This window comes from Streptomyces sp. NPDC107454 (assembly GCF_055582885.1).
Map to the genome: position 1 here is coordinate 25,026 of NZ_JBVJPA010000031.1, position 25,350 is coordinate 50,375.

The 25,350-nt window shown below is 67.3% G+C and carries 30 protein-coding genes and 1 pseudogene; 21 read left to right on the top strand and 10 right to left on the bottom strand.

Going from position 1 to position 25,350, the window contains the following annotated elements:
• Positions 1-363: 363 nt before the first annotated feature.
• The 3 genes from ACZ69M_RS47790 to ACZ69M_RS47800 all read right to left on the bottom strand — a co-directional run bounded on the left by ACZ69M_RS47790 (position 364) and on the right by ACZ69M_RS47800 (position 2,069).
• Positions 364-930, bottom strand: coding sequence for a CYTH domain-containing protein (locus ACZ69M_RS47790; RefSeq protein WP_470059982.1), 567 nt, complete (start codon positions 928-930; stop codon positions 364-366).
• A 12-nt stretch (positions 931-942) separates the two neighbouring features.
• A complete protein-coding gene (locus ACZ69M_RS47795) occupies positions 943-1,218 on the bottom strand; it encodes a hypothetical protein (RefSeq protein ID WP_470059983.1) in 276 nt (91 codons plus the stop codon).
• 386 nt (positions 1,219-1,604) lie between these two features.
• Positions 1,605-2,069, bottom strand: a complete 465-nt coding sequence (locus tag ACZ69M_RS47800) for a MarR family winged helix-turn-helix transcriptional regulator (RefSeq protein ID WP_470059984.1) — start codon at positions 2,067-2,069, stop codon at positions 1,605-1,607.
• A 57-nt stretch (positions 2,070-2,126) separates the two neighbouring features.
• Between ACZ69M_RS47800 and ACZ69M_RS47805 the strand changes: the two genes are divergently transcribed.
• From ACZ69M_RS47805 to ACZ69M_RS47815, 3 genes are all read left to right on the top strand, one after another.
• Positions 2,127-2,996, top strand: a complete 870-nt coding sequence (locus tag ACZ69M_RS47805) for an SDR family NAD(P)-dependent oxidoreductase (protein WP_470059985.1) — start codon at positions 2,127-2,129, stop codon at positions 2,994-2,996.
• Positions 2,997-3,080: 84 nt separating this feature from the next.
• On the top strand, positions 3,081-3,569 hold the full coding sequence (locus tag ACZ69M_RS47810) for an MMPL family transporter (protein ID WP_470059986.1): 489 nt from the start codon (positions 3,081-3,083) through the stop codon (positions 3,567-3,569).
• The gene (locus tag ACZ69M_RS47815) at positions 3,539-3,934 is read left to right on the top strand and encodes an MMPL family transporter (protein WP_470059987.1); all 396 of its coding nucleotides are present in this window, start codon (positions 3,539-3,541) and stop codon (positions 3,932-3,934) included. The genes ACZ69M_RS47810 and ACZ69M_RS47815 overlap by 31 nt, the downstream gene beginning before the upstream one ends.
• Here ACZ69M_RS47815 and ACZ69M_RS47820 read toward each other — a convergent pair.
• Positions 3,867-4,853: an RNA polymerase subunit sigma-70 gene (locus tag ACZ69M_RS47820; RefSeq protein ID WP_470059988.1), complete on the bottom strand. Its 987-nt coding sequence runs from the start codon at positions 4,851-4,853 to the stop codon at positions 3,867-3,869. The genes ACZ69M_RS47815 and ACZ69M_RS47820 overlap by 68 nt on opposite strands.
• Before the next feature lie 176 nt (positions 4,854-5,029).
• Between ACZ69M_RS47820 and ACZ69M_RS47825 the strand changes: the two genes are divergently transcribed.
• The 3 genes from ACZ69M_RS47825 (at position 5,030) to ACZ69M_RS47835 (ending at position 7,999) form a co-directional block, all read left to right on the top strand.
• Entirely contained in the window at positions 5,030-6,526 is a 1,497-nt protein-coding gene (locus ACZ69M_RS47825) for an MFS transporter (RefSeq protein ID WP_470059989.1), read from the top strand.
• 132 nt (positions 6,527-6,658) lie between these two features.
• Entirely contained in the window at positions 6,659-7,192 is a 534-nt protein-coding gene (locus ACZ69M_RS47830; protein WP_470059990.1) for a dihydrofolate reductase family protein, read from the top strand.
• Positions 7,193-7,261: 69 nt separating this feature from the next.
• Complete coding sequence (locus tag ACZ69M_RS47835) at positions 7,262-7,999, top strand: transposase family protein (RefSeq protein ID WP_470059991.1); 738 nt, start codon at positions 7,262-7,264, stop codon at positions 7,997-7,999.
• A 302-nt stretch (positions 8,000-8,301) separates the two neighbouring features.
• On the opposite strand, the gene ACZ69M_RS47840 is transcribed toward ACZ69M_RS47835, so the two are convergent.
• Entirely contained in the window at positions 8,302-8,973 is a 672-nt protein-coding gene (locus ACZ69M_RS47840) for a hypothetical protein (protein ID WP_470059992.1), read from the bottom strand.
• 378 nt (positions 8,974-9,351) lie between these two features.
• On the opposite strand from ACZ69M_RS47840, the gene ACZ69M_RS47845 reads away from it, so the two are divergent.
• Positions 9,352-9,492 carry a hypothetical protein gene (locus ACZ69M_RS47845; protein WP_470059993.1) on the top strand — a complete coding sequence of 47 codons (141 nt, stop codon included), beginning with the start codon at positions 9,352-9,354 and terminating at the stop codon, positions 9,490-9,492.
• A 265-nt stretch (positions 9,493-9,757) separates the two neighbouring features.
• Here ACZ69M_RS47845 and ACZ69M_RS47850 read toward each other — a convergent pair whose 3' ends face one another.
• Positions 9,758-10,597: a DUF6597 domain-containing transcriptional factor gene (locus tag ACZ69M_RS47850; RefSeq protein ID WP_470059994.1), complete on the bottom strand. Its 840-nt coding sequence runs from the start codon at positions 10,595-10,597 to the stop codon at positions 9,758-9,760.
• Positions 10,598-10,644: 47 nt separating this feature from the next.
• Between ACZ69M_RS47850 and ACZ69M_RS47855 the strand changes: the two genes are divergently transcribed.
• The 4 genes from ACZ69M_RS47855 to ACZ69M_RS47870 all read left to right on the top strand — a co-directional run bounded on the left by ACZ69M_RS47855 (position 10,645) and on the right by ACZ69M_RS47870 (position 13,563).
• On the top strand, positions 10,645-11,235 hold the full coding sequence (locus ACZ69M_RS47855) for a TIGR03086 family metal-binding protein (RefSeq protein ID WP_470059995.1): 591 nt from the start codon (positions 10,645-10,647) through the stop codon (positions 11,233-11,235).
• 235 nt (positions 11,236-11,470) lie between these two features.
• Positions 11,471-12,055 (top strand): DinB family protein, encoded by a 585-nt coding sequence (locus ACZ69M_RS47860; RefSeq protein WP_470059996.1) that lies wholly within the window; start codon positions 11,471-11,473, stop codon positions 12,053-12,055.
• 36 nt (positions 12,056-12,091) lie between these two features.
• Entirely contained in the window at positions 12,092-12,466 is a 375-nt protein-coding gene (locus tag ACZ69M_RS47865; RefSeq protein WP_470060036.1) for a transposase, read from the top strand.
• A 380-nt stretch (positions 12,467-12,846) separates the two neighbouring features.
• Positions 12,847-13,563: a hypothetical protein gene (locus ACZ69M_RS47870; RefSeq protein WP_470059997.1), complete on the top strand. Its 717-nt coding sequence runs from the start codon at positions 12,847-12,849 to the stop codon at positions 13,561-13,563.
• Positions 13,564-13,883: 320 nt separating this feature from the next.
• On the opposite strand, the gene ACZ69M_RS47875 is transcribed toward ACZ69M_RS47870, so the two are convergent.
• Positions 13,884-14,516 (bottom strand): SMI1/KNR4 family protein, encoded by a 633-nt coding sequence (locus ACZ69M_RS47875; protein WP_470059998.1) that lies wholly within the window; start codon positions 14,514-14,516, stop codon positions 13,884-13,886.
• Positions 14,517-15,416: 900 nt separating this feature from the next.
• Here ACZ69M_RS47875 and ACZ69M_RS47880 point away from each other — a divergent pair.
• Positions 15,417-16,427: an RNA-binding protein gene (locus ACZ69M_RS47880; protein WP_470059999.1), complete on the top strand. Its 1,011-nt coding sequence runs from the start codon at positions 15,417-15,419 to the stop codon at positions 16,425-16,427.
• Positions 16,428-16,599: 172 nt separating this feature from the next.
• On the opposite strand, the gene ACZ69M_RS47885 is transcribed toward ACZ69M_RS47880, so the two are convergent.
• Complete coding sequence (locus ACZ69M_RS47885) at positions 16,600-17,736, bottom strand: IS30 family transposase (RefSeq protein WP_470060037.1); 1,137 nt, start codon at positions 17,734-17,736, stop codon at positions 16,600-16,602.
• An 820-nt stretch (positions 17,737-18,556) separates the two neighbouring features.
• Positions 18,557-19,432, bottom strand: a complete 876-nt coding sequence (locus tag ACZ69M_RS47890; RefSeq protein WP_470060000.1) for a LysR family transcriptional regulator — start codon at positions 19,430-19,432, stop codon at positions 18,557-18,559.
• A gap of 122 nt (positions 19,433-19,554) precedes the next feature.
• Between ACZ69M_RS47890 and ACZ69M_RS47895 the strand changes: the two genes are divergently transcribed.
• From ACZ69M_RS47895 to ACZ69M_RS47905, 3 genes and pseudogenes are all read left to right on the top strand, one after another.
• Positions 19,555-20,553, top strand: coding sequence for an NADP-dependent oxidoreductase (locus ACZ69M_RS47895; protein WP_470060038.1), 999 nt, complete (start codon positions 19,555-19,557; stop codon positions 20,551-20,553).
• Positions 20,550-20,951: a nuclear transport factor 2 family protein gene (locus ACZ69M_RS47900; protein ID WP_470060001.1), complete on the top strand. Its 402-nt coding sequence runs from the start codon at positions 20,550-20,552 to the stop codon at positions 20,949-20,951. Before ACZ69M_RS47895 ends, ACZ69M_RS47900 begins: the two co-directional genes overlap by 4 nt.
• A gap of 77 nt (positions 20,952-21,028) precedes the next feature.
• Positions 21,029-21,137 (top strand): annotated as a pseudogene (locus ACZ69M_RS47905) (LuxR C-terminal-related transcriptional regulator); the annotation flags it as partial.
• Between the two features lie 85 nt (positions 21,138-21,222).
• On the opposite strand, the gene ACZ69M_RS47910 reads toward ACZ69M_RS47905, so the two are convergent.
• Positions 21,223-22,131: a LysR family transcriptional regulator gene (locus tag ACZ69M_RS47910; protein ID WP_470060002.1), complete on the bottom strand. Its 909-nt coding sequence runs from the start codon at positions 22,129-22,131 to the stop codon at positions 21,223-21,225.
• Positions 22,132-22,268: 137 nt separating this feature from the next.
• On the opposite strand from ACZ69M_RS47910, the gene ACZ69M_RS47915 reads away from it, so the two are divergent.
• The 6 genes from ACZ69M_RS47915 to ACZ69M_RS47940 all read left to right on the top strand — a co-directional run bounded on the left by ACZ69M_RS47915 (position 22,269) and on the right by ACZ69M_RS47940 (position 25,242).
• The gene (locus ACZ69M_RS47915; protein WP_470060003.1) at positions 22,269-23,087 is read left to right on the top strand and encodes a 3'(2'),5'-bisphosphate nucleotidase CysQ; all 819 of its coding nucleotides are present in this window, start codon (positions 22,269-22,271) and stop codon (positions 23,085-23,087) included.
• Positions 23,088-23,128: 41 nt separating this feature from the next.
• Complete coding sequence (locus ACZ69M_RS47920) at positions 23,129-23,725, top strand: NADPH-dependent F420 reductase (RefSeq protein ID WP_470060004.1); 597 nt, start codon at positions 23,129-23,131, stop codon at positions 23,723-23,725.
• A 30-nt stretch (positions 23,726-23,755) separates the two neighbouring features.
• Complete coding sequence (locus tag ACZ69M_RS47925) at positions 23,756-24,136, top strand: hypothetical protein (protein ID WP_470060005.1); 381 nt, start codon at positions 23,756-23,758, stop codon at positions 24,134-24,136.
• 30 nt (positions 24,137-24,166) lie between these two features.
• On the top strand, positions 24,167-24,454 hold the full coding sequence (locus tag ACZ69M_RS47930; RefSeq protein ID WP_470060006.1) for a hypothetical protein: 288 nt from the start codon (positions 24,167-24,169) through the stop codon (positions 24,452-24,454).
• Positions 24,455-24,474: 20 nt separating this feature from the next.
• On the top strand, positions 24,475-24,612 hold the full coding sequence (locus ACZ69M_RS47935) for a hypothetical protein (protein WP_470060007.1): 138 nt from the start codon (positions 24,475-24,477) through the stop codon (positions 24,610-24,612).
• Positions 24,613-24,723: 111 nt separating this feature from the next.
• Entirely contained in the window at positions 24,724-25,242 is a 519-nt protein-coding gene (locus ACZ69M_RS47940; protein WP_470060008.1) for a hypothetical protein, read from the top strand.
• The last annotated feature ends 108 nt before the right edge of the window (positions 25,243-25,350 follow it).

Genomic DNA, 25,350 nt, shown 5'->3' on the forward strand with positions numbered 1-25,350 from the left:
GGTCAGCTCGGCGCGGTCCCGACCGAACCGCAGATTCCGAAGCCACCGATCAGCAACAGGGACGACCTCCAGGTCGTCATCAAGGACCGTCCAGTACCTCTGCCCGGACGGCATCACCACGGGAAACGCCCGCATCATCAACTCCTGCCACGAGTCGTGCAACAACCCGCCGCAGAGCCACACCCCCCGAGAACGAGCCTCAGAGGTTCAACGAACGCACCTCACCCAACGTCACACCACACCTGGTCCACCCCTAGAGAAAGCGGACAGCCGCCACTGCCGTACTTGTGCGTCTTGCGCTGGCTTCTCTGCACTCCACCTGAATGGGCGGCGAGGGGATTCGGGGTGGCATGGGGTGTGCTGCTAGGAGGCTTCCGGGTGGAGTCCGTATTCGGCTAGCCACCCGAGCAGCTCGTGGCGGGATGCCTGGACGAGGCGCCCTCCCGTGAAGCGGGTGTCGTCGGTGACCTCTGCGACGCACTCGACCGGGGGAACAAAGGACTGTGCCTCGTCATCTGCAGTGAACTCGGCTTCTGCGAGTACCAGGCCCTGCAAGTGGCCGTCGAAGACGTCGACACCCAAGGGGGGAACGCTGAAACGGGTCTTCGACAGCAGGGCGGCCGGCAGTGAGGCGATCACGTCGTACTCGGCTGGCGACAAGTACGTATTCGTGATCAGGCCCTGGATGGCCCCGGGCTGAGAGATCGGGACTTTCTGGGTGAGCTTGAGCTCACAGCGGCCATCTGAGAAGTCGGCCCGACGCAGCCGCAAGCGCGTTCCTGTCACATACCGATCGTTGATCACGCGACTGACGGTCACCGCCGACGGTGCTGGTGGCTCGGCCAGCAGGAACCGCCTCTCCCGTTCGACACGTGCGTACTTGCCTGGGTGAACCGCCTGGCCTTCAACCCCACCTCTTTTGTCGATCATGAGGACAGCCTCTCAGCCGCGAGGGCCCGGAAACTCAAGGTCGACAGTGGTTCGTCGCCGTGAGCGGATGGCGTCGGCTTGCTTGGTCCGCAGGAACGTCAACGTCAGGTCGATGCCCTCGATCTCCCCCAGCCATGCGAACTGGCCCTCCATCACACGCAGATCGAAGCCGAACGCAGTGAGGGTGGCACCTGCCCGGGCCGCGCGGGCAAGTCCTGCGGACGGCCGGTGCTGACTCTCGGTCTGTGCGGCAGGTGCCGCGTCCGGACAGAATGCGACCGGATCCAACTGGACACCGCTTGGCACCCCCAAGGTGCCGAAGTCTCTGTCTGGGTTGCCGCAGCAGAACCTCAGGGAGCGAGTACGCCGCTGTAGCGCCCACGAGCGTCACAACGGCCATCGCAGCGCCGACACTCGACTTGCCTCACTGTTGGTGCAGGTGGTGCCGGGCTCGGGCGTCTGCTTGCCCTGCACGAACTCCGAGAAGAACTTGTCGACGCCACCTCCTGGCTGGGTACGCCGGATTGCGAGGCAGGGCGTCACACTCTGCGAGGCAACGCCCGGTCGGCCTCTCGCGGCATCTATGGCTCTGCGGTCGGGGCCCTCGATGAGCAAGCCTCGGGGGTCTGATGCCTGATGCCGGTTGTGTGGAACGGCTACTTCTGTGATGCGCGTCAGCTGGCGTTGTTGCCTGTGAGGGCTGTGCCGAGGCGCTTGAGCAGTGCGTCGAGCGTTGCCAGCTGTTGCGGTTCGAGCGAGTCGAAGCATCGGCGGAGTGCGTGCGTTCCGGCTTGTTCTGCGGCTGTCAGCGTCGCGCGGCCCGTCTCGGTAAGGGAGACGGTTTTGCGGCGGCGGTCCTCGGGGTCGCCGGTCCGGGCGACCAGGCCGAGTCGTTCACAGCTTTCCACGGCTTGGGTGACGGAGCGGGGTGCCTGTCCGAGCGTGGTGGCGAGCTCGGCTTGGTGGAGCGTGCCGCGGTCGGCCAGTACTTGGAGGATTTTGGTGCGGGACAGGGACAGGCCGGCGGTCGACGTCATGTACCGGTCGACCTGTTCGCGTAGGCCGTGGGCGAGGGTGAGGAAGGAGAGCCCCACCTGCTCCGGAGTGCTGGCCGTGGTTGTTACTTCGGGCTGGTCCATGGTTCGGGTATCCTCGCACAACATGATCGTGAGGTACCTCATGAATGGAGTTGCGAGATGGACCGCCCCGTCGCCGTGATCACCGGAGCTACCTCCGGACTGGGCCGCATTGCCGCGTTCGAGCTGGCCCGCCAGGGCTACCGCATCGGCGCCGTGGCCCGATCCCGCAGCAAGGCCGAAGCGCTCGTCACCGGCCTCAAGGAGGTGACCGACGCGCCCGTGGACGTTTTCCACGCCGACCTCGGCCTGACTGCGCACGCGCGCCGGGTGGGTGAGGAGATCGCCGCGTATTACCCGCGCCTGGACGTTCTGATCAACAACGCGGGTCTGCACGCCTTTGCGCAGCGGGTCACCACTGAAGGCTTCGCGGACATGACAGCGGTGAACTACCTGAGCCCGTTCGTCCTGACCGGGGCGCTGACGGCGAGGCTCGGCGCCTCCGCCCCCGCCCGGATCGTCAACGTCGCCTCCGAGGCATCCCAGCAGGCGAAGACGATCGCTCCGGCCGAGGACCTGCGCAGCACCGTCCCCTACAGTCGCCGGGAGTCGATGGCCCTGTACGGGCGCACCAAGCTGATGACCATCATGTGGACGCAGGAACTCGCCCGGCGCCTGGACGCGGACAAGGTGACCGTGAACTGCTGCGACCCCGGCTTCAACGCGACCGGCCTCGGCCGGGACCTGCCAGGCTCCGCAGTACTGCAGCGCGTGCTGAACACCCTGAAGATCGGCGACCCCCGCAAGGGCGCCGGCATCATCGTGCGGCTCGCCACCGACCCGGCCCTCGGCCGCACCAGCGGCGGCTACTTCTCCGTGCGCGACGCCCGCCCGCTGCAGTGCCCCGAGCCTGGACGGGACCCGCGCATGCAGCGCGAGCTGTGGGACGAGACGGTGGCGCTCCTCGCCGCTGGCCGCTCGGTCGGCTGAGCCTGGGGCGTCCGTCTCAGGGAGGACGGAAAGTTCATCGGCGGAGCCTGTCGGGCCCGCCCTCACACATCCCTTCTTCTCCTGGTGGGAGTAACTTTCGTAGCCACCTTTCTCTACCGGCTCGGCCGGCTCGCCTTCCGGCGGCGCCGGCTGGTGCTGCTGGCGTGGATCGCGGTGCTCGTCGCCGCGGTTATCGGCGTCAGCAGCGTGTCCGGCACTACGACGGATGACTTCACCCTTCTCGGTACTCAGTCGCAGCAGGCCATCGACCTGCTGGAGAAGGAGTTCCCGCAGGCCTCGGCATCCGGCGCCACGGTCCGGGTGGTCATCGAGGCAAAGGACGGGCAGAAGCTGACGTCCGCCGCGCACAAGCAGCAGGTGGAGTCCCTGGTGGCCGATCTGCAGCAGGCGCCACAGGTGGCCAGCGTCGCCGACCCCCTCACCAGCGGCCTGGTCAGCTCCTCGGGCAGCATCGCCTACACCCAGGTGACGCCGTCCCGCAGGCCGACATCACTCCCGCGGCGTCGGACGCCCTGCACGAGGTGGCGGGCAAGGGCGAGAAGGCAGGTCTGAACGTCAGCCTGGGCGGCAACGCCGTGCTGGAGGAGGAAGAAGGCAACGCAGCCGAGCTGATTGGTCTGCTAGTCGCCGCCTTCGTCCTCGTTGTCACCTTCGGATCGCTCGTCGCGGCCGGACTGCCGCTGCTGTCCGCGATCGTCGGCGTTGGCGTCGCCCTGTGTGCCATCACCGTCGCATCGTCGTTCGTGGACATGGCCTCCAACGCGCAGACCCTAGCGCTGATGCTGGGCCTGGCGGTGGCCATCGACTACGCCCTGTTCATTGTCTCCCGCTACCGCACGGACGGAGTGTTCACGCTCTTTGGAGCGTGCGGGGAAATCCGAAGAGGGCGAGTAGCCCTAGGTTGCCGAAGCGGGTGAGTGCGCTGATCTGTTTGCCTCGCAGGGTGAGTACAACCAGGCTGTTGGCCCGCCAGAGGGGTGCGGCGGGATCTGGGAGGTAAAGGACGAGGGCGGGTTGGCCGTTGGCGCGGGTGGGCACCAGTTTGAGGTCGTGGCCCAGGTGGGCTTGCAGGAGGAATCCGCCGACGGCCTGGGGTCCGCGGAGTTCGAGAGGCTCGGGTGGCATGGTGAGCCTGACGTCGCTGGTGATAAGTGCCACGAGTTCGTCCAGTTCGAGGCGCTCGAACGCGGTGACGAACCGGTCGACGATGGCGGCCTCGGCGGGGGAATGCGGCAACGGCACCTCGTCCGGGTCAGGGGTGGGCGGGAGGTTGCCCCGGGCTCGGATGAGCGCGCTGTTGACGGCTGTCGGAGTGGTGCCGAGAATGCCGGCGGTCTCGGCGGCTGAAAAACCGAGCACGTCCCGAAGCACCAGGACGGTTCGTTGCTGGGGTGGCAGGTGCTGCAGGCCCGCCACGAACGACAGAGCGATCGACTCACGTGTCGCGTACCGCGCTTCGGGGCCCGGGGCAAGGCCGCTCAGGTCGTCCGGGTAGGGCTGCAGCCACCACGGCTCGTCGGACCGCAGCGGCCCGCTCCAGCGCGTGCCCTGATCAAGCGGGTCGGCCGGTTGCGGGCGGCGGGATTCGCCGCGCAGGTAGTTCAGGCAGCGGGTCGTGGCGATCCGGTACAGCCACGCCCGAAGTGACCGGCCGTCGAACCGGCCGATCGAGCGCCATGCGGCCAACAGAGCCTCCTGAAGCACGTCCTCGGCGTCCTGGACCGATCCGAGAATCCGGTAGCAGTGCGCCTGCAACTCACGGTGATAGGGCTCGATGAGCTCGCGGAATGCCTCGCCGTCGCCAGCCTGGGCACGGGCGAGGGATATCTCGGTCATGCCGGACCCGTCCTTTCACCTGTCACCTGTCCAAAGGCCATCTGACTACCCACCTGGGCCGGTGGATTGCGCCTCCTGACAGTGCAACACCGCCTGCGGCGCGAATTCATCGGCGAATCGCCACGACGGCCGGTGTTTCAACGTGCGGACCTGATCAGCAACGAGCGGAGGCAGACGTGACCGCGGTAGACCCCAGCAACGACATCGGCGGCGGCCTGGCCGCCGCATCCGGCCAGGTGCGCCAGTGGCGGGCGTTCTCGCTGCTCGCCGTGGCGTACTTCATGACGGCGGTCGACATGTTGATCGTCAACGTCGCGTTGCCGACGATCGGCCGTAAGCTGCACTTCGCGCAGGCGGACCTGCAGTGGGTGGTGACCGCGTACGCTCTCACCTTCGGCGGGTTCCTGCTGCTCGGCGGCCGAGCCGCTGACCTGCTCGGGCGCAGGCGCGTGTTTACAGCCGGGCTGGCTCTGTTCACCGCGGCCTCGCTGGCCTGCGCGCTGGCCGCCAGCGGCACGTTTCTGATCATCATGCGCGGCGTTCAGGGCCTGGGCGCCGCCATGGTGCTGCCCGCCGCGCTGTCGATCGTGATGAACATGTTTCCCGAGGGCGCCGAGCGTAACAAGGCACTCGGCCTGTGGGGCGCCATCGGCGCCAGCGGCGCGACCGTCGGCGTGCTGGCCGGCGGCGCCCTCACCCGGTACGCGGGCTGGCCGTACATCTTCTACTTGAACGTGATCGTCGGCGGGGCCGCGCTGCTCCTGACCCGGCGAGTGGTGCCGGAAAGCAGGCTGCAAGGAGCACGCCGCCGCTACGACCCGCTGGGTGCCATCACCGTGACAGGTGCCCTGGTGATCGTGGTCTTCGCGGTCGCACAAGCACCAACCGTCGGGTGGACAGCCACCGGGACCCTGGCCCTGCTCACGTCGTCGGCGGTCCTCCTGGCCGCGTTCGTGGCCATCGAGGCCAGGGCACAAGCGCCGCTGCTGCCGCTGCGGCTGATCCGGCTGAAAACCCTCGCCGGGTCCAACGCCGTCGGGCTCCTGCTCGGCGCCAGCTTCTACGGGTACATCTTCATCGGCACCCTCTACATGCAGCAAGTACTCGGATACTCCGCGATGAACACCGGCCTCGCCTGGCTCACCGTCGGGCTAACGGGAGTAGTCCTCGCAGGGCCGGCGCAGATGCTCGTCACCCGCACCTCCCTCAGCCTGGTGATGGCGGCCGGACTGACCCTGACCGGCGCCGGGATCCTATGGGCGACCCAAGCCCCCGCCCGCGGCAGCTTCTGGGCGAACCTGGCCGGGCCCTTCTTCCTCACCGGCACCGTCACCTGGATCTTCATCCCGGTATCCATCGGAGCCCTGGTCGGCGTCACCGAACGGGACGCAGGAGTCGCCTCCGGCCTCATCGACTCATCCCAACAACTCGGCGGCGCGATCGGGATCGCCATCGCCTCCACCGTGGCGGCCACACGAACCCACGACCTCCACACCCAGGGCCGCGCCATCACCAACGCACTCACCGGCGGATTCCACACCGCCCTGTGGGTCTGCGGACTCATCACCCTGTCCGCCATCCCCATCGCCTTCCTCCTCATCCGGCGCACCGACATCGCCCAGACCACAACCACCCGGCAGCGCCAAGTCCCGCAACCCGCCCCCGTTGACTAACCGTTGATCGGCGCCCGGCCAGCGCCGACCGGCAGCCCTGGCCTGGCACCCTCGTCGGCTTGCCGGCGGCCCAGCAGATCACCAGTGCAGCGGTGACTTCACCGCTTAACCACTCAGAGAAGGAGAACTACTGTGCGCAAACTCATCGAGTCGACGCTCGTCACGCTGGACGGCGTCATCGAAGCCCCTGAACGCTGGGCCAGTTTCGACGCCGAGGCTTCGGCGTTGTCGCTTCAACAGCTGGACAACTATGACGCATTCGTCATGGGCCGGATGACCTACGAGACCTTCTACGCGAACTGGGGTCATGTCACCGGCAACCCCTACATTGACCGCATCAACGCCATGCCCAAGTACGTCGCGTCTCGATCGCTGGCCGAGACGAAATGGAACGCCACCCTGCTGGGTCCCGACCCGTCCAGCGTGATCGCGGAACTGAAGAGGCAGCCAGGGAAGGACCTCATCAAGTACGGCACCACTCGTTTCGATGCCACACTCATCCAAGACCACCTGATCGACGAGTTCCGCTTCTGGTTCATGCCCGTCGTGGCCGGCTCAGGGCAACGGCTCTTCGAACACGTGGACGTCACGAGGCTGGACCTCAGGCTTACCGACGAGAAGCGACTGCGGAACGGGTCGGTCATCCTCACCTATGTGCCGCGCTGACCTCACGCGGCGGCCCGGATCAGGCGGCATATCGCCCTTTGAGCACTGTGCATTGTGAAGATGCAGGTCATGGGTCTTGCGTGGATCCGCTCACCGTGGCGGGCGCTGCCCGCCGGGAAGATCGCCGGAGTCGTGCTGGCGGTATTGCGCTGTGACCAGCGACCCGGTGATCTGGCCGGCGGCAACGGGGTCCACCGCACCACCGTGGGCCGCTGGGTGCGAGAGGATGTCGGCCCGCTGGCCGCCCGCGCCCCGCGCCTGGACTGCGCACTGAAGAAGATCGCCCGAACGGGCGGCGGAGTCGTGCTGCTGGACGGCTCCCTGATATGCACCCGACGCCGCACCGGGCAGGAGAACCGGAAGAACTACTCGGGCAAGAGCAAATGCCACGGCCTGCTCGTGATCGCCCTCATCGACGATCGTGGCCGACTGCTCTGGGTCTCCGCCGCCCGGCCCGGACGCACCTCGGAGATCACCGCTTGCCGGCACGACAGACTCACCGCCCACCTCCGCCAGGCCGGCCTCGGCGTCGTCGCCGACCTGGGCTTCGTCGGCCTCGACGACACAGGCGATCCCGACGCCGACCCGACAGTGATCACCGGCTACAAGGCCGCCCGCAACCGGCCTCTCACCCCCGGTCAGAAGCTGTCGAACACGGTGCTGGCCGCCGTGCGTGCCCCCGTCGAGCACGGCTTCGCGCACCTCAAGAACGGGCGCGTGCTGGTCAAGGTTCGCACCGACCCGAAATGGGCGACCACCCTGGTCAGGGCCCTGCTGGTCCTGACGAACCGTGAAGTCGCCCGGTGACCGACGATCTTGTCGATGGACTACCGCTTCGGACCTGCCCGGGTGCCCCTCCTGCCCTTCACACCACACCTGTGACCTGCGCCTTCACGATGCACACCGCTCACTGGACTACGACACCCCGGTGCTGCGCTGCCTGCTCGGCTCCAGCAGCGCTGTTCCCGCCCAAGCCATGGGACCGCCTGATGTGCTTGGCACTGCCCCGGTCCCGTACTGCTGCACACCAGCCGGACCCGCACGATCACGTTTTGGCCGGGGCATCACGGACCGCCCCTGGTGACGATGCAATGGGCTCCTGCGAATGCTCAGCCTGCCGCTCCCTCCTGCTGCGGCTCGGCCGGAGCAGGCTCCGAGACGGCCGCCGCGGTGTAGAAGACCGACGAGCCCTGCTTGGCGCGGTGAGCATGCCCCTTGGCGACCAGCCCTTCGAGAGTGGTGCGCACGACCGTGGTCTTCACGCTGCGGTCGGGGTGGGCCTGCGTGAGCGCGGTAGTGATTTCGGCAGCAGAACGCGGCTCGCGCTGCTGCTCCAGGTGGCCGCGGATCACCTCGACGAGAGTCGGCTTGGCGGCCGTCTCGGTCGCCGTCATGGACGAGGCCTTGGCGGCGGGCTTCTTGGAAGCCGTCTTCTTCGCGGGCGTAGCGGCCGCCTTCTTCCGCTTGCTCTGCTTGGGTTCGGCGGAGGCCTGGTGAGGCACGGACGGCGCAGCCGTGGCTGCCCCGGCGGCGGGGTTTGCGGTGCCGAGAGCCTGCTGCATGTTCACCAGCACGGTGTGGTCCTGCTGCAGGGCATGCAACTGCTCCTGCAGGGCCTCGATCTCCTGACCGATACGTTCCTGCTCCTTGGCGTTGTGCTCAAGGTCACCCGTCACCCGGGCGATGTATTGCGACGTCAGTTCTGTGGAATGGGCCTTGATTTCAGACATGACACGGGCCTTTCTGTAGTCCGCGGCCACGGCGGTGAAGGCAGCAGCCATGTGTGCGAACGGATAGAGGTAGGTGCCTCGTTTGCGATGACCGGATCACCCGCAGGACACAACTGCCGAAGCCGACGGCAGTTTAGAGATAGTACGCATGAATAGAGCTGGATGTTCGTGTTGAGTGATGCCTCCCTCTCTGGTTCAGGGTGAGCAGCCGGCAGAGATGGGGCATGTGAGGAAGAGACTGACTGGTGTGCTGTTTCACTGCTGAACCGCTGTACGGCCCACCCTGACCTGGGGAGACAGGTGCCAGGCGACTTCGTCGGTATCCCGGAAGTGGTGCCAGGCAGTCTCAGCGAGCGCGAAGCGGGCAGCCGGTCGAGGAGTTTTTCGATCTGGTGGGGTGAGTGGCCGCACAGACGTGCGAGCGCTTCCATGTCGGTACTGCCAGCCTCGCCCAATGCGTCCGTACGCCTGTGGCGGCACCCGTACTGGAACACCGTCCCGTCGGTGCCGGCAGCGCGCACCGAACTGCGGCTGCTGGCCCGCACGCGGGAATCGGCGCGGGCTGCATGAGGTTCGGCCGATCGCTCTGCGCTGCCCAGGAGCGCTGAACCGCGCCGGATTGCGACCTCTGTTGCACCAACGGTTGCGCGAGCCTTCCCAGTCTCCCGGAGTTCTCCCAGGTCACCACGGGCATACGGGCGTGGTTGGGGGTCTGGCATCCCCGTTGCGGCCGCTTTCGCCCATGTCCCTTGGCTGGAGTGAAGGAGAAGGGACGGGCGGGATGGGTGGCGCGGACGCAGGCAGGGATCGGGGCGCGCTCGTGCGTCATGGCATCTCACACCACCGCGTTCCGGGGCGGGCGATCGGCGGCGTTCCGGCGTCGCGCTGAACTCGCGTACTGCGCTGGGGAGGTGCCTACAGAGGCGGTGAAGTCGCGGGTGAAGTGGGCTTGATCGGCGTAGCCGAGTTCGGCGGCGAGAGCGGCCCAGTCCTGCGGTTCGGTGGCCGCGCGTGTGGCGGCCTCCTGTATGCGAGCTCGCCTGATCACCCACTTGGGTCCGATGCCGACGTACTCGGCGAACAGTCTCTGCAACCGGCGTGCACTCATATCGGCGATCGCGGCGAGCTGGGAGACCCGTAGAACGGAAGGGTCGTTGCTGATCGTTTCGACCAGCCGCGCGGCCTCGTCGATGGCAGGGTCGGGAGCGGGCCGGAAGCCACGCAGAAGCGTGGCCGCCAGTTCGAGCGCGGTCGGCACGCTGAGCTCGGCGATGATGGCGTCTGCGGCTGTCCGCGCGGCCGGGCCGAAGACGTCTTCGATGTCCAGGACTCGGTTGGTGAGGGTGGACATCGGGGCAGTGAAGAAGGGGTGGAAGCCGCCCGGTCGGAATCGCAGACCCAGTACACGGCCGGTTCCGGAGATCTCTCGGGCGAAGGTGTCGCTGACGATGCCGGTGATCTGGGCCTGCCCGCCGGTGGTGAAGGTGAGGTGAATCACCGGATGGGTGAGGACTTGCTGCTGGTGTGGCTCGGTCAGGTCCCAGTGGAGGATCCAGTAACCGTCGACGAATGGAGTCAGGTCAGGCGGGGCCGGGGCGTGATCGAGCCGGAACCGCTCGGCCGCGGTGTGAGGGTTGAGGATGGCCCGCTGTCGCGTTTGTTCAATACTCGTCATCGTCGTCCTGTCTACCGTGTTCTGACGCGAAGCGGGGAAGGGATGACATGGAGCTGAGATCGGTGATGACCCGGGCCTCGGAGGCAGCCGTGGACATCGTGGGCGGAATCAGGCCGGACCAGCTCGACGGGCAGACACCGTGCCAGGAACTGGGGGTCGGGGCGCTCGTGAATCACCTGATCTTCCTGACGGGTGTGCGGGGGCACGCCGCGGGACTCAAGCAGCCGCCGCAGGACCGGCCGGATCAGGTGACGGAAGGTCATGACTTCACCGCGGAGCCGGGGTGGGCCGAGGCGTATGCCGCCCGATCGGCGGCGACGGCCGCAGTCTGGAGCGATCCGCGGGCCTGGGCCGGCGAGACGGCGATGGCCGGGAGCAGTCGGATGCCGGCCCGCTTCATCGGTGGGATCGTGCTGGGGGAGTGGCTGTTGCACGGCTGGGACCTGGCGGTGGCCACCGGGCAGAAGCTGAGCGTGGACGACGAACTCGCGGCGGCGCTGTACGAGGACATCACTGGCAAGGCCGATATGGCCAGGCAGTACGGGGTGTACGGCCCCGAAGTGACCGTGCCGCCGACCGCGCCGCTGTTTGATCGCGCTCTGGGACTGGCGGGCCGCGACCCGTCGTGGAAGCACTGAGCCCGACCGCACGTGAACGGGCCCGGACCGGAGCTCCGGTGGTGCGGTTGTGTACACCCCCCAAGGCATTGCAAAGGCTCCGGAGTGGTCTAAGCGGGCGTCTCACGTGGCAAGTTTCGCGAGCCTCTTGTGGCAGCTCAGGGCGGTGGCCGTGGCCAGGCCTCGGCTCTGCCGGTCGTTGAGACCACGTACCGGATCTTGAGGCCACGAGCAGCCCATGGCAGGCTCATGCCGCATGATCGATGAATTCGCGAAAGACAACCTGCACGGGAGACTGCGGCGGGACCGCAAGGCGCTGCTCTGGAAACTCGACGGCTTGTCCGAATACGACGCCCGCCGACCTTTGACAGCGACCGGGACCAACCTCCTCGGCCTGGTCAAACACGTGGCCAGCGTCGAGGCCAGGTACTTCGGCGAGGTCTTCGACCGCCCTTCCCCGGAACCGCTACCCCGGTGGCAGGACCACGACGGCAGCGATCAGTGGGCGACCGAGGACGAGACGCGCGATCAGATCATCGAGTCCTACCGGCGCACGTGGGAACACTCGGACGCGACGATCAACGAGCTTCCCCTCGACGCCCCCGGCCACGTGCCGTGGTGGCCGGAGCCATATGCCGACACGAACCTGTTCGCCGTCATGGTCCATGTCCTCAGCGAGTCCGTCCGGCATGCCGGGCACGCCGACATCCTGCGCGAGGGCCTCGACGGCCGGACCGGGCTGCGCGCCGAACACGAGCAGCGGATCGACGAGGAAGCCCGCGTCGCCTACTGCGCGAAGATCGAGCAGGCCGCCAGATCGGCCGCATCAGTCAAGGTTTAGAGGCTGGCCCACGTGACTTGACGTTTGAGCGGCATGATGCCGGCCGTGGGTGCTGATCTGTCTAAGCGTCTGGTTCCTGATGAACTCTGGGAGCTGGTCGCCCCGTTACTGCCGTCGTTCGCGGCTCGACCGCAAGGTGGTGGGACCGCTCCGTGTGACGAGCGGGCCGTGTTCACCGCAGTGGTGTACGTGCTGACCAGCGGCTGTGCCTGGCGGCATCTGCCGCCGACGTTCGGCACGTCCTCCGCCACCGCGCATCGCCGCTTCACGGTATGGACCGAGGTCGGCCTGTGGCGTCGGCCGGTGCGGCACACCGACCCCGTCACCGCGCTTGCCACCGGCTCCGCGACCGCGACGGGCGGCTCGGACAGCACCTTGGCCACCGTCACGCGGGCTTCCGCCAGACGTTGAAGCGCCCGTTCCGCCTCGCCCAGGGCAGCCTCCACCCGCTCGGCCTCCTCCCGCAGCCGTGCCACCTCTTCCCGGACCTCCAGCAGACCGAGCACCGACGGCACCAGCCACCTCCACAAGCGAGACGAACAGACGAATTACGCCCATCTCTCCCGCCGCCGACCGGAGTTCATGCCCACCCAGCCCGAACCAAACGATCACGTTCGGAAAGCGGATGGCGTCTCAGAGGACACTGGTCCAGCGCAGCCTGGGCATGTTCAGTGTCCCGTCTCAAGCGATCTGTTCCCTGTCTCAGTTGATCTGGTCCAATTCACTCGGCGTCTCAACTGATGTGGTCCGTGGGTGGGCGGAGGATGGGGAAACCGCGTTGGTTGTATCCCGTGATCGGAGCCCAAGGATCCTCGCTCGGTGAGCTTTCCCTGGCGGATGTCATGATCGCCTTTGCCGGTGTGAGCACGCTGGCTTCGCGACTCGGGGTGGCTCGTATGAACACGTGGCAGGAGCTTTCAACGCTGGTGGAGAAGCGGCTGAGGGCGAGGTCGTCCGGGGAGCGCGGCGTTTTCGCTGCCGGTGTTGCGGAACGGCTCATGAGTCGGCACGAGGCGCTCCCCGAAGACGAGCAGGCGCCGTTCACCTTGACCCTTCGCCCCCTGCTGAACTCTGTGTGGGAGGGCGTTCTCGGTGATACGACGGCCTTCTCAGCAGTGAAGCGCGGTGTCGCCGAGTACATGCTCAGCGACTACTGCCACAACGACGGCCAGGACGGGCCCGATGATGCGGACGAATCCGCCGCAGCGGCGGCGTTGTATGCCGCGCACGCCTATCTGTTCGGCTGCCACGACTTCGCCAGCTGGACCAGTCGCCGGGCGGTGGAGGCGGTTGATCAACACCTTGAGTACCTGGCCGAGCAGGATGGAGACGAACTCGTCCCTGATCCGGACGAAGCGCTGGCCGCTGAACTGCAGCGGCAGTTGAGGGATCTCGACCTCATCGCGAAGTACTCAGCAGATCTTCGTTACTCCAGCATGGGACTGCCCATTGACACCTCGATCCGACTCCGCATGGAGCTGCGAGCTCCTCTCTCCAGCCGGGCGTGAGCGCCCGAGAGGCCGGATCCCTGATGCTCACGGTGGAAGCAGACCAGATCAACTGAGACGAGAGTCAGCATTCATCCGCCAAGGACCAGATCAACTGAGATCACCAGCACCCAGGTGTCTCAATTGATCTGGTCGTAGCAGGTCACAGCCCCAGCCCCGGACCAGATCAGTTGAGGCGGCGCATTCAGCATGTGTCGCGTCTCTGTCGATCTGGCCCCTGTCGCGGATGAACCGGTCCGAGACGTCCCTCGTCTCAGACGAACTGGTCTGGCCGGGCACGAGCGCCCCGATCTATCGACTCAGTCTCGCCTGCAAGCAACTCACTTGTCGAAGATTGGGTACATGTCGGCATAGGGGTCTGGCTCACCGGTCATAGGGTCCAGCCCGGCGACGAGTCGGCGGCGCTGTTCGCGCCAGCTGACGAACGGGGCAGGACGTCCCCAGAGCGACGCGTCGCCAAGCGGGCATTCATCGAACTCCGCCAGCATCATGCGCGTGAGGAACTGGATCATGCCGCAGTCGAAGAGCGCCCAGTGGGAGTCTCCGTAGGACACGTGGCGACGCCATGCCACAACCGGCCACTTGTCCGGATCTGCGTCCGTCATGAGCCATCCCATCTCGTTGGCGTTGCAGCCGGTTCCCCACGGAAGTACGGCCTCCGGGCCAGCGGAGATGCCTGGCGCACCGCCCTCGCTCTCCCACAGCTCGCGAAATCCGGGAGCCATGCTTGTCATATGGCAGTTGCCCAGGTCGGGGACGTCCACGGACAGCGGCGGGAGGACGACTAGTTCGCCGATGTCGCCCACGCCGTAGGTGTCCAGGAGGGACTTGTAGTCGCTTGGCAGTTGTGTGCCTAGCGCGGCTTCCGCGGCCGTCCAGTCGATGCGCTCCTCGCCCCGGTGCTCCGCGGGGACTATCCGAAGCAGAGCTTCAACATCGGCATGAATGGTCATGGTTCTGGCTCCTTGAGTGCGGCGACCGCTCACGGTAACCAGAGGGTCTGACATAGCGCCGGACCAGATCAATGGAGACAGCGAGCGGTATCCAGGCGGTGAGGACCAGATCAACCGAGATCCTCGACCGCCCGGCGTCTCGATTGATCTGGTCGACGCAGGTCGCCGTCGTCCCCAAGACCAGATCGTCTGAGACGGGACAGCATGACAGGAAATTCGAGCACGCGATCTAATGTCGCTCTGTGCTGCCCAGGAGCGCTGAACCGCGCCGGGTTGCGACATCTGTTGCACCAACGGCTGCGTCTGCTCTTACGCCATCTGTTGCGTGAGCCTCACGACGTCTCGGAGTTTGCCCGGCTTGCCACAGTCATACGGGCGTGGTCGGGGGCCTGACAGCCCCGTGGCGGCCGCATTCGCCCATGTTCCTGGGCTGGAGCGAAGGAGAGGGGACGGGCGGGATGGGCAGCGCGGACGCAGCCGGGGATCGGGGCGCGCTCAGCCGTGTTGGGCGTCGGCCAGGGCCACCGCGCCGCTGTCGGTGCGGCGGCGACGTCAGGCGGTGGACGTCGGCGGGGGAGAGGCCGGGGCGGGCGCGGTGCAGGCGTGCGGGGTGGGGCCACCGGCCGGAGGCGTCGCGGGCGACGCCGACGCCGACGCCGACTTCCAACACCAGTTCGGGCCTTACGAGCGCGACGGTTGGGCGGCCTGGTCCGTGGGGTGTCGTCGTGCCGGTGGGTGTGGTGGTTCGTAGGCTAGTTGTAGGATCTCGCGGCTCGTGTCATAGAGCATTGCGCTGACCAGCAGGTTCCTGATCTGTCTCAGGACGTTGCCCTACGCCTCTGTCTCAACTCCCATGGCATTTCCTCGTGTGGCGACCCGAGCGTGCTGGATGATGGGGCGGTGCAGCTCCCCTACGTCTACCGCGTCACCAAGTACGACCCCGCCGACCGTGACGAACACGGCTATTACACCGGCAGTGAGGACACCGTCAGCGATCACGGCGAGGTCGAGGCGTCTTATCTTCACGCGGTCGCGGCTTTCGCCCGGGACACCGGCGTCGATCACCTGGCCGTACGGGAACCACAGATCCCGTCCTTCGCGCACTTCGGTGTGGAGCCTCCGGTGGACGGCTTTGGGTTGGACGGGCTCTTCCCTGCCGGCCCTACCGGTTTTCACGACGGAGCAGAAGTACCGCTCGAAATCGGGCTGCAGCTGGTGCGCGCCATGTTGCGCGACAACGGCGCCTGGTGTCGGCTGGAGGCGGAATGCGCGTTCGCGGTCCATGTGGGATGGGACCAGTGCCTCTACATCAGCAGCCGTCGGCCTTGCGAGGAAGCGTTGGCCCACACCCGGGAGCTTGGACTGTTCCCAGAACGTCTGGACGCCTCCCCGTACGCTTTCGAGGCCGAGGAGGAAGAGGAGGGCATCCAGCGGCCCGGCGATGACGACTTCTGGGCCGACCTGCACAGGGCAGTCGTCACCGGCCGTGCAGGAATCCTGGAAGAGACGTATCTCGAAGGTGCCTCACGATGGCACCACCTCACCAGCGACACCATCGACCCCGTTCGCGTTGGACTGGCTCCCCGGGCCCGTCTCGCCGTCTGGCCGTCCCTGTCCACCGACATCGACGCCGTCCTGAGAGCCCTGCCCGCTGATGGCCTCGTCGAAGGCGTGTGGCAGGACGACGACGGCATCATCCGCAGCGCCATCGCCGAAGAGGACGAGTTCCCCGAACTGGCCGCCCGGATATCCCGTGCTCATGCCGCCGCGTTCCTGTCTGTGTATGCGGGTGAACGTGTGCCTTTGTGCACTGCTGTCATGTCCGACAACGACGGAGTCCTACGGGCTCGTTGGCGAACCAAGCCGACGCCGAGCGACCGCGACTGGGCACTTCGTCAGCCCCAAGGGTGAGCGCTTCTGTCCGTTCGCATCCATCGTGTCAGGGAGCCATGTCGGCGAGCTGCACACTGACAACTGCCTGAGACAAGACGGGCGAGCAATCCGGCTGGGGGTCAATGGGCCTGGATGTCACGGGGTCGATGTCTCAATGGGGCGGATTCCAGTCATCGTCGCAACACAGTGATCATTCCAGTGTTGCGACGAGCTTAGCGAAGAGGTTCGCGGGGGTGTTCCAGTTGAGGGTCTTGCGGGGGCGGCTGTTGAGTTCGGCGGCGACGAAGGCGAGGTCCTCGGCGCCGAAGACGGACAGGTCGGTGCTCTTGGGGAAGTACTGCCGCAGCAAACCGTTCGTGTTCTCGTTCGAGCCGCGTTGCCAGGGGCTGGCGGGCTCGCAGAAGTAGACGGGGATGCCGGTGACGCGGGTGAACTCGTGATGTCGGCTCATCTCGCTGCCCTGATCCCAGGTCACGGAGCGGGCCAGCTCGGCGGGGAGGTCGCCGAGGGCGTGGACGAGCGCGTCGCGGACCTGCTCGGCGCCCCGGCCACCGGGCAGGTGGAGGAGTTTGACGTAGCGGGTGGACCGGTCGACCAGGGTGCCGATCGCGGACCGGTTGCCCTTGCCGACGATCAGGTCGCCCTCCCAACTGCCCGCTATTTGACGGTCGTTGAGCTCCTCCGGGCGGTGCCTGATGAGGGTTCCGGGGTCGATGAACCGCGTGGCGCGCTCGTCGGGCCGGCGGCGTCGACGGCGAGCGGGCCGGCCGCTGCGCAGGACGTCGGAGGCGCGCTCCAGACCGCCGCGGTGCGGCAGATAGACGGCCTGGTAGACGGTCTCGTGCGCGAGGTGCCGCTCGGACTCGTCCGGGAAAGCGGTGCGCAGGGCCTGGCAGATCTGCTCCGGGCTCCACCGCCGGTCCAGACGCTGCTGGATGAACTCCTTCAGCTCCGGGTCACGTCGTATCTTGCCCTCCTTCGAGCGGGCGCGGCGTACGGCCGCCCGGCGCTGCGCCTGGAAGGGGTGGTACTTGCCGGTGCGCGGGTCGCTGTTGCGCCGCACCTCCCGGCTGATCGTGGCCGGGCTCCGGCCGAGTTCCCGGGCGATCGCTCGCAGCGAGTTCCCAGACCGGAGCAAATCGGCGATGACGAGCCGCTCGTCCTCGGCAAGGAACCGGTCTGAAATCCCGTCGCGATGCCGGTCCTCGGTGATCGGCGCGTAGACGCGCTCGTGCCCGGTCCGGTCGACTTCCTTGCGTCCGTACCGCCAGCGAGTCCCGGTCCTGCGGTTGATCCCCACCTCGCGGCACGCCGCCGAGTTGCTCATCCCTTGCGCCATGAGGCGAAGGTAATGATCACGCTTGTCCGCCAACGGAGCAGGTCCGCGCTTCTTCGATGTTCGACGCGGCTTGGCCATCGCAACACCCCACAGGGTCAGGTGTTGCAACCACCTTTAGAACCCAAGTCGTTCCCCTGGGGCCAACAAACGTGTTCGAGGCCAGCCAGGGCTCAAACCAGCAGGCGACACCGTGATCGCCTCAACGACAGTTCGAACCGCGGTTCTCGCAGGGCCACACGTCTGTGACGTTCGCTTGGTGAACCTCACTGCTTCCGGCTTCGGTGAAGGCCACAGTGTTAAGTGGATGCGACATGTCAGGTTCACCCCAGGCGTTGGCAACCAGGTGCGAAGTCTGCCACTCATGTCCGTTGGGCCAGCAGTAGTAGTTTTGGCGCATACCGTAGATCTCTTGCACGCCGGCCCCTTGTACCCACACGCAGTGCAGTGATCGGTTGTGTTTAACGGGGTCTCGCAGCTGCAGAGCCCAGGGGGCTTTTCTGCGGTAAGGCAGAGGGGACTGTGCTGGCGTGCCGGACAGTTTGGGCGACACCAAGCGGAGCGCCGCGTGGTCCCAAGGCGAGTCGATACACGCCATGTCGCGGCTTCCTGGCGCATTCCAGGGCTTGTACCAGCAGGGATCCAGAATTTGACCATTGGGGTTAAAGCAGCGCCAAGAGGTGGGGTCGCCGCTTCCCTGGGCCCCGGCAATACATTCGGCCCCACTGACGCGTTCAGTTACTTTGAACGGAGGCATCAGCCCTCCATCCTCGTGGAAAAGGGGGGCAGTTCAGTGCCAAGCGGGGCCCGGTCAGGCTGCCGGGGCGGTCAGGACGGCCTTGGCCGCCAGCCGGAGATTCCTGATCATCGGATTCGGGTCGTCCTTGCGGCTGACCAGGACGACCTGGCTCGGGGGAGCGCCCTCGACCGGGACGGTGACGAGGTCGGGACGCAGTGAGCTACGCCGATCGCCGACCGGTAGCACGGCGATCGCCCTGCCGCTCGCGACGAGTTCGAGCTTGTCCTCGTAGCTTTCGATCGGCGGCACGCCGGCCCCGAGGATTCGGTAGGAAGTCCAGTCCGCGGTCTCGAACGCGCACGGCGCCGCCTCCTCGCCGGCCAGTTCTTCCGCGGTCACCGACGTGCGGTCGGCCAAGGGATGGCCGCGCGGGACCACGAGCATCCGGGGCTCCTCGTACAGCGGCGTGGTGAACACGTCGTCGGCGGCGAGCGGCAGCGGGGCCCGCGCGATCAGGACGTCGACGTGCTTGTCGGACAGCGCCCCGACGTCGCGGCAGCTCAGGTACCGGGTGGCGATCTCGGCGTCCGGGTAACGGCGGCGCAGTTCCCGTACGGCGGCAGTGATCACCAAGTCTTCAACGTAGCCGATGGCGATTCGTTCGGTCTCGGCTTGTGCACGCACGGCCAGCTCGGCCTGGCGGGCGGCCTGCAGCAGGGCTTGGGCACGGGGGAGGAACCTCTGGCCAGCCGGAGTGAGCCGGGTGCCCTTGGGTTCGCGGTCCAGCAGTCGTGTGCCGAGATACTTCTCGAGCCGTTGGATCTGGCGGCTCAGCGCCGGCTGGGCCACGTGCAAGTCGGCGGCGGCCCGGCCGAAGTGCTGGTGCGCCGCCACCACGGTGAAGTAGCGCACCAGCCGCAGTTCCAGGTCCTGTCCGAGATCGTTCACCCTTGCAGGGTACGCGCCATGCTGTTTCGGAATGACTGGGTTGCCGAACCGGTCTTGGACGGCCGTGCCGTCCTGGGCCTTGACTGAAGGAGCAACGTTCTCCCAAGAAAGCGACAGGCGTGATGAAGGCGATCCAGTTCCACGAAGCGGGCGGGCCGGAAGTTTTGCAGTATGACGAGGTGCCGGTTCCCGAGATCGGCCCGGGCGAGGTGCTCGTCCGGGTGCACGCGGCGGGCATCAACCCGCCGGACTGGTACCTGCGTGAGGGGATGAAGGTCATGCCGGCCGCGGTGAGGCCGGCGCTGGAGTTCCCTCTGATCCCCGGAACGGACATGTCGGGCGTGGTCCAGGCGGTCGCTCCGGACGTGCTGGGGTTCGCCGTCGGTGACGAGGTCTTCGGCATGCTGCGGTTCCCCGGATTCGACGGCCGGACATACGCCGAGTATGTGGCCGCGCCGGCTTCGGATCTGGCTCACAAGCCTGCCGGTATCGACCACGTGCAGGCGGCTGGGGCGCCGATGGCCGTGCTTACGGCCTGGCAGTACCTGGTTGATCTCGGCCACGACGTGCCGTCTCCTTTCACCGGCCAGGTGCACCAGCCGGTGCCGATCACGCCAGGGATGACCGTGCTGGTCAACGGGGCCGCTGGTGGAGTGGGCCACTTCGCGGTGCAGCTGGCGAAATGGAAGGGGGCACAGGTAATCGCGGTGGCCTCGGGCCGGCACGAGCAGTTCCTGCGCAAGCTCGGCGCCGATGAGTTCATCGACTACACCAGGACGCAGGCCGCGGACGTGGTCAGCGGCGTCGACCTGGTGATCGACACCGTCGGTGGCCCGGACAGCTCACGCTTCCTGACCGTGCTCAAGCGCGGCGGCACCATGCTTCCGGTGTTCTTTGCCCAGTACGACCCGGAAGAGACGGCGAGTCTGGGCATCACAGTCTCGAACATTCAGGTGCGTTCCAACGGCCCCCAGCTCGCCGAGATCGGGCGCCTGTTCGACGAGGGCAAGCTCCAGGTCGGGGTGGACAGCACCTACCCGCTGCCCGAGGTGGGCAGCGCACACACGCGAGCCGCGCAGGGCCACCTCCAAGGCAAGATCGTGCTGACGGTGGTCTCGTGATCGCCGAACTCCAGCAGGCGGTGGCGAACTACGCCTACGCCCTGGACGAGCTGAATGTGCCCGAGTTGGAAGCGGTCCTGACCGAAGACACCACCTGGACCTTCACGATGCCCGGACGGGGAGTGCTCGGCCCGGTCGCCGGACGCGCGGCGGTGCTCGACCTTATCCGTGACGGGTACACGGCCCAGACCGGAAGGGTGCGGCACCACCTGGGCAATGTCGTGGTCACGACGACGGACGCCGCCACCGCTGAGGTGCGGGCCTGTCTGGTGCAGACGAGGAACACCGGCGAGAGCATCCAGATGATCTCGACCGGGGTCTACACGTTCGGCCTGTGCCGGTCCGACGGTGGCTGGCGGATCGCCGAGCTCACCCTGACGCTGGACAACGCCCTTTAGGGCGGGGCTAGGTGTATTGACCCGCAGCGGCGCGGTCGCTCGGCACGTCGCCGAACGCGGCGGCGATCTGCTTCAACGTCAGCAGTCAGGAGACCGTCAAGACGTTCGTGTCCTGCATTCTCGGCAAACTCGGGCTTCGCGACCGTGTTCAGGCTGGTCGTGTACGCCCCCCGCCGGGGCTGGTGATCTGATGCCGGTCCGCACAGCGGTCGGCCGTCCGGCATCAAGGTGGTCGCGTGGACGTATGGGTGAAGCGGCCGGACGGCGCCGACTACGACGACGCTCCGCCCATGGCCAGCGCGGTTCGCGCCAGACCGCGCAGCCAGGCGTGGGCGTGGTCGGTGTCGTAGCGCTGATGCCATGACAGGTATATCGGTGCCGACGGCAGTTCGAGCGGGAGGGGGAGCACGAGCAGGCCGAGGTCGGCGACCGCTGACCGCGTGGTGGCTTCGGGGACGGTGATCAGGAGATCGGAGCCGCGCGCGAACTCCATCGCGGCTGCTTCCGTGGGCGCGGTCGCCACCACGCGGCGGGTGAGGCCGAGCCGCGCGAGGGCATCGTCGAGGGCATTGCTGAGGTTTCCACGTCGCGAGACGGTGACGTGCTCAGCGGCGGCGTACCGCTTTGCGGTGACGGTCCTGACGCAGGTGAGGGGGTGCCCCTGCCTCACGACGATGACGAGGCGGGTCTCGCCCACGTTCTCGGCACGGATGTCCGGTGCGCTCGGGCGGTTGGCGTTCGCTTCCAGGTCGACCTCGCCGCGCCGCAACTCGGGGGTGTCGATGCTCGATTCCGCGACGAAGCGCAATCGCACGCCCGGCGCCTGTCCGCGCACGGCCGAGAGCAGTGTGGGGCCGCTCAAGGCGACCAGGGAATCGTGCCAGCGGAGTGTGAAGGTGCGCTCCAATGTTGCCAGATCGAGTTCACGGCTCGGTGCCAGCACCCCCTGGACCTGGTGCAGCAGCTCGTGCACCTGCTCCCGGACGGCGATCGCATACGGCGTCGGGGTCATCGTGCGGCCGGTGCGCACCAGGATCTGATCCCCGGTCGTGCGCCGAATCCGGCCCAGACTCCGGCTCATCGCGGGGGCGGTGACGTGCAGGCGCGCGGCCGCCCCGGCCACACTTCCCTCCTCCAGCAGCGCGTCGAGCGCGGCGAGCAGGTTCAAATCCAATTGCATGGGAGTAATCCTAGCCGTGCTTTACATGCATTTGAAGTTAATTAAAGGGCTGGCTACCTTCGAGACGAGAGCGCAAGACGGAACGCACAGCTTGGCCCGACCGGCCTCAGCACCCCTCCTCAGACGGGAGTACCACCATGTCCGAAACGCTTCAGACCACTGACGTCGCCGCCTCCGACGCCGACGTGCTCGCCCAGACCGCGATCGCCGTGCGTGAGGCGGGTTCGGCGCTGCGCGAGCGCTTCGGCGAGGTGGTCCGCTACCGGAACCGTGAAGAGCTGATGCGCGCGCTCGCCGCCAACGACGACACGGCCCTCGACATCCTGCGCCCCGGCCTCACGCGCCTGCGCCCGGACGCCGGCTGGGTGGAGGACGAGCTGGACGGCGGGGCGCTGCCGCCTGGCGAATGGTGGGTCGTGGATCCGGCCGAAGGCAACGTCAACCACCTGCACGCCCTGCCGGAGTGGGCGGTGACCGCCACCCTCGTGCGTGAGAACCAGCCGGTGCTCACTGCGGTCCACCTGCCGTTGACCGGCGAGACCTACACCGCGCTCACCGGCGCGGGCGCCTACCTCGACGGCCGACCGCTGCACGTCTCCCAGACCGCGGACCTCGGCCTGAGCATCGTGGCCACCAGCCAGGCCCGGCCGGACGAGGACGAGAAGGTCGTGCGGCGCGTCGGCTCCTCGATCACCGCGATGCTCTTCGACGCGCTCGTCGTCCGCACCGCCGTGCCCGCAACCCTGCACCTGCTGAACGTGGCCGCCGGCCGGATCGACGCCTTCTGGCAGTTCGCCGGCGCCCGCGCGGACCTGCTGCCCGGGGCGCTGCTCGTCACCGAGGCCGGCGGACAGATCTCCGACGCCGAGGGCCGCCCCTGGACCCCGCAGAGCGAGAGCCTCCTGGCCGCCGCGCCCGGCGTCCACGCCGAGGCCGTCGCCACGCTCTCACGCTGACCGCGCACCACTACCTGCACGCACGGAAGGACCAGATCATCATGACCACGATCGCAGTTCTCGGAAACGGCCGCGTCGGCGGCAACCTGGCCGCAGCCCTCACCCGGGCAGGGCATGAGGTGACCGTGGCGGACCGCGCGCCGGGCGCCGCCGCTGACGCTGCCCGGACAGCCCAGATCGTCATCAACGCCACCCCGGGAGCCGGCTCGCTGGACCGGCTCGTCGTCCTGCGCGAGGAACTGCGCGACAAGATCCTCGTCGACGTCTCCAACTCCACCACCGACGGACCGGACGGACTGCCTGCCCACCTGATCTACCCCGGCTCAAGCCTCGCCGAACAGCTCCAGGAAGCGCTCCCCGAAACGCGCGTCGTCAAGACACTCAACACCATGCTCTTCCCGGTGATGACCGCACCGGCCACGCTCACCCAGACACCAACCGCGTTCCTCTCCGGCGACGACCTGCAGGCCAAGCAGACCGTCCGTGAACTGCTCATCAACCTCGGCTGGCGCAAGGAGTGGATCACCGACCTCGGCGGGATCCAAACCGCCCGCGCCACAGAGGCCGCGATCCTCTTCGTCCCGCACGTCATCCGGTCCAGCGGATTCGCGCCCTTCGCGATCTCGGTCGCCCGCTGATCCGCACACAGTGCACCGCCGGGGCACGGCATGGCGCAGACGAAGTTCGACAGGCAGGTGGAAGAGACCGCCGAATCCCTCACGTTCGGTATCGGCCGGCTCCTGGCCGGGCGCCCCATGGACGGGGTGAAGCGGACCGACGCCACGTTCTGGCGCTCGGGTACCCGGGTCTTGGCGAAGGTCGAAGGCCGCGTGGGGCGTTCCTCGTACCGGGCCGGGTGGCAGCGCCTGGCCTTCCGGATCACCTGGCTCGCAGCGGCGGGGGAGGGTGCCTACCTGGTCGGCAGGCACCCGGACACCAGCTGGCAGATGGCCCAGGATCCGTGGGAGAACCGGGACCAGGCCCTCGCCCCGCTGGAGACCAGCGGCGTCGACGCGGCCTCCGCGTTGACCGTCGGCGGTGTCACGTAGGGGCTGCTGACCCGCAAGCGCCGGGAACTGATGCGTGAGTGGGTCCTTCCGCTGCATGAGGCGCTCGCGCTGCCGCTCAGGCTGCCGGAGCAGACCGACCCGCGCCGCTACCTCCACATCCCGAAGAACTTCTCCGACGAGGCCGCAGAGATACGCGTCGACGTGCCGGGGCGCCTGGACTTCTCCAAGGATCTGATCGCCGACCTCATCACGCAGAAGCTCGCACTGGAGGGCGTGACGTTCTCCTGGCACGTGGCCGGCCGCGAGACGTACGTGATGGTGAAGAAGACCGCAAGTCCCCGGCGAAGGCCCTGCTGAAGGGCCCTAAGATCCGGGAGATGATGGCCAAGGCCAAAGAGTCCGCACCTGTCGTCGGCGTCGGATCCGGCGGCAAGGCGGTCTCCGTCGACCTGGACGCCGGCTCCCCGCATGTCCTGTCGGCGTACGGCTCAATATGCACGGCCGAGTACAGATGAACGTGCGCAGCCACCCAAGGCCACCAAGTTAGGTGCGGGGCTGTTTCAGCGCTGTCAGTGGGACAGGGGATGATCCGGTGGATGCGCTGCACAACGTGGACTTCAGATCGCATGTTCGTCTCCTACCGGCAGTACTACCTGCAAGGCGACGACTTCCTCAGCAAGTACGACGACACAGACACGGTCGACCGGATCTTCACGGGAAACGGCCTGGCAGCCGGGGGCCCAGAACACCTCACGGTGCTCGCGGGCACGCACACCGGCTGGATACGCCTGACCACCCAGCACTGCGGGGATGAACCACTCCTGCCAGGGCAGGAGTGGGAGACCGTGGTGGACGTGAGCATCTGCAGCACGAGTGGCATCCTTCGGCTGTTCCGGTGGGGCGGGGATGTCGAGGAGGATGCCGGGAACTTCGCCACGGCCGGGGCGGGCTGGTATCGCGTCCGCGTCCAAGCACGCGGACGCGATGAAGGCGATGCGCATGAAGGCGACACCCCTGTGGAGGAGCACCTTCTGAGCATCTGGCCGGCACCGCCGCAACCTGACACAGTCCACCGCGCAAACGACGCCTTCGCCCGCACGCACTACGACCCCACCCGGCCTCCCGGCCAACCCATTCACCCCTGAGCACGTTCACCTGTACTCCATGGAGCAACCCAAGGTGTACGCCGACATGTCCTGATCTCCGCAGGCACCGGCGGCGGCAAGTCGACCGTCCTGCGCACCATCGCCTGC

Coding starts and splice junctions, on each gene's coding strand:
- ACZ69M_RS47790 (WP_470059982.1), bottom strand. CDS start 930: ATGATCGACAAAAGAGGTGGGGTTGAAGGCCAGGCGGTTCACCCAGGC.
- ACZ69M_RS47800 (WP_470059984.1), bottom strand. CDS start 2,069: ATGGACCAGCCCGAAGTAACAACCACGGCCAGCACTCCGGAGCAGGTG.
- ACZ69M_RS47805 (WP_470059985.1), top strand. CDS start 2,127: ATGGACCGCCCCGTCGCCGTGATCACCGGAGCTACCTCCGGACTGGGC.
- ACZ69M_RS47820 (WP_470059988.1), bottom strand. CDS start 4,853: ATGACCGAGATATCCCTCGCCCGTGCCCAGGCTGGCGACGGCGAGGCA.
- ACZ69M_RS47835 (WP_470059991.1), top strand. CDS start 7,262: ATGGGTCTTGCGTGGATCCGCTCACCGTGGCGGGCGCTGCCCGCCGGG.
- ACZ69M_RS47840 (WP_470059992.1), bottom strand. CDS start 8,973: ATGGCTGCTGCCTTCACCGCCGTGGCCGCGGACTACAGAAAGGCCCGT.
- ACZ69M_RS47845 (WP_470059993.1), top strand. CDS start 9,352: ATGTCGGTACTGCCAGCCTCGCCCAATGCGTCCGTACGCCTGTGGCGG.
- ACZ69M_RS47850 (WP_470059994.1), bottom strand. CDS start 10,597: ATGACGAGTATTGAACAAACGCGACAGCGGGCCATCCTCAACCCTCAC.
- ACZ69M_RS47855 (WP_470059995.1), top strand. CDS start 10,645: ATGGAGCTGAGATCGGTGATGACCCGGGCCTCGGAGGCAGCCGTGGAC.
- ACZ69M_RS47860 (WP_470059996.1), top strand. CDS start 11,471: ATGATCGATGAATTCGCGAAAGACAACCTGCACGGGAGACTGCGGCGG.
- ACZ69M_RS47865 (WP_470060036.1), top strand. CDS start 12,092: ATGCCGGCCGTGGGTGCTGATCTGTCTAAGCGTCTGGTTCCTGATGAA.
- ACZ69M_RS47875 (WP_470059998.1), bottom strand. CDS start 14,516: ATGACCATTCATGCCGATGTTGAAGCTCTGCTTCGGATAGTCCCCGCG.
- ACZ69M_RS47885 (WP_470060037.1), bottom strand. CDS start 17,736: ATGAGCAACTCGGCGGCGTGCCGCGAGGTGGGGATCAACCGCAGGACC.
- ACZ69M_RS47895 (WP_470060038.1), top strand. CDS start 19,555: ATGAAGGCGATCCAGTTCCACGAAGCGGGCGGGCCGGAAGTTTTGCAG.
- ACZ69M_RS47910 (WP_470060002.1), bottom strand. CDS start 22,131: ATGCAATTGGATTTGAACCTGCTCGCCGCGCTCGACGCGCTGCTGGAG.
- ACZ69M_RS47915 (WP_470060003.1), top strand. CDS start 22,269: ATGTCCGAAACGCTTCAGACCACTGACGTCGCCGCCTCCGACGCCGAC.
- ACZ69M_RS47920 (WP_470060004.1), top strand. CDS start 23,129: ATGACCACGATCGCAGTTCTCGGAAACGGCCGCGTCGGCGGCAACCTG.
- ACZ69M_RS47925 (WP_470060005.1), top strand. CDS start 23,756: ATGGCGCAGACGAAGTTCGACAGGCAGGTGGAAGAGACCGCCGAATCC.
- ACZ69M_RS47930 (WP_470060006.1), top strand. CDS start 24,167: ATGCGTGAGTGGGTCCTTCCGCTGCATGAGGCGCTCGCGCTGCCGCTC.
- ACZ69M_RS47935 (WP_470060007.1), top strand. CDS start 24,475: ATGATGGCCAAGGCCAAAGAGTCCGCACCTGTCGTCGGCGTCGGATCC.
- ACZ69M_RS47940 (WP_470060008.1), top strand. CDS start 24,724: ATGTTCGTCTCCTACCGGCAGTACTACCTGCAAGGCGACGACTTCCTC.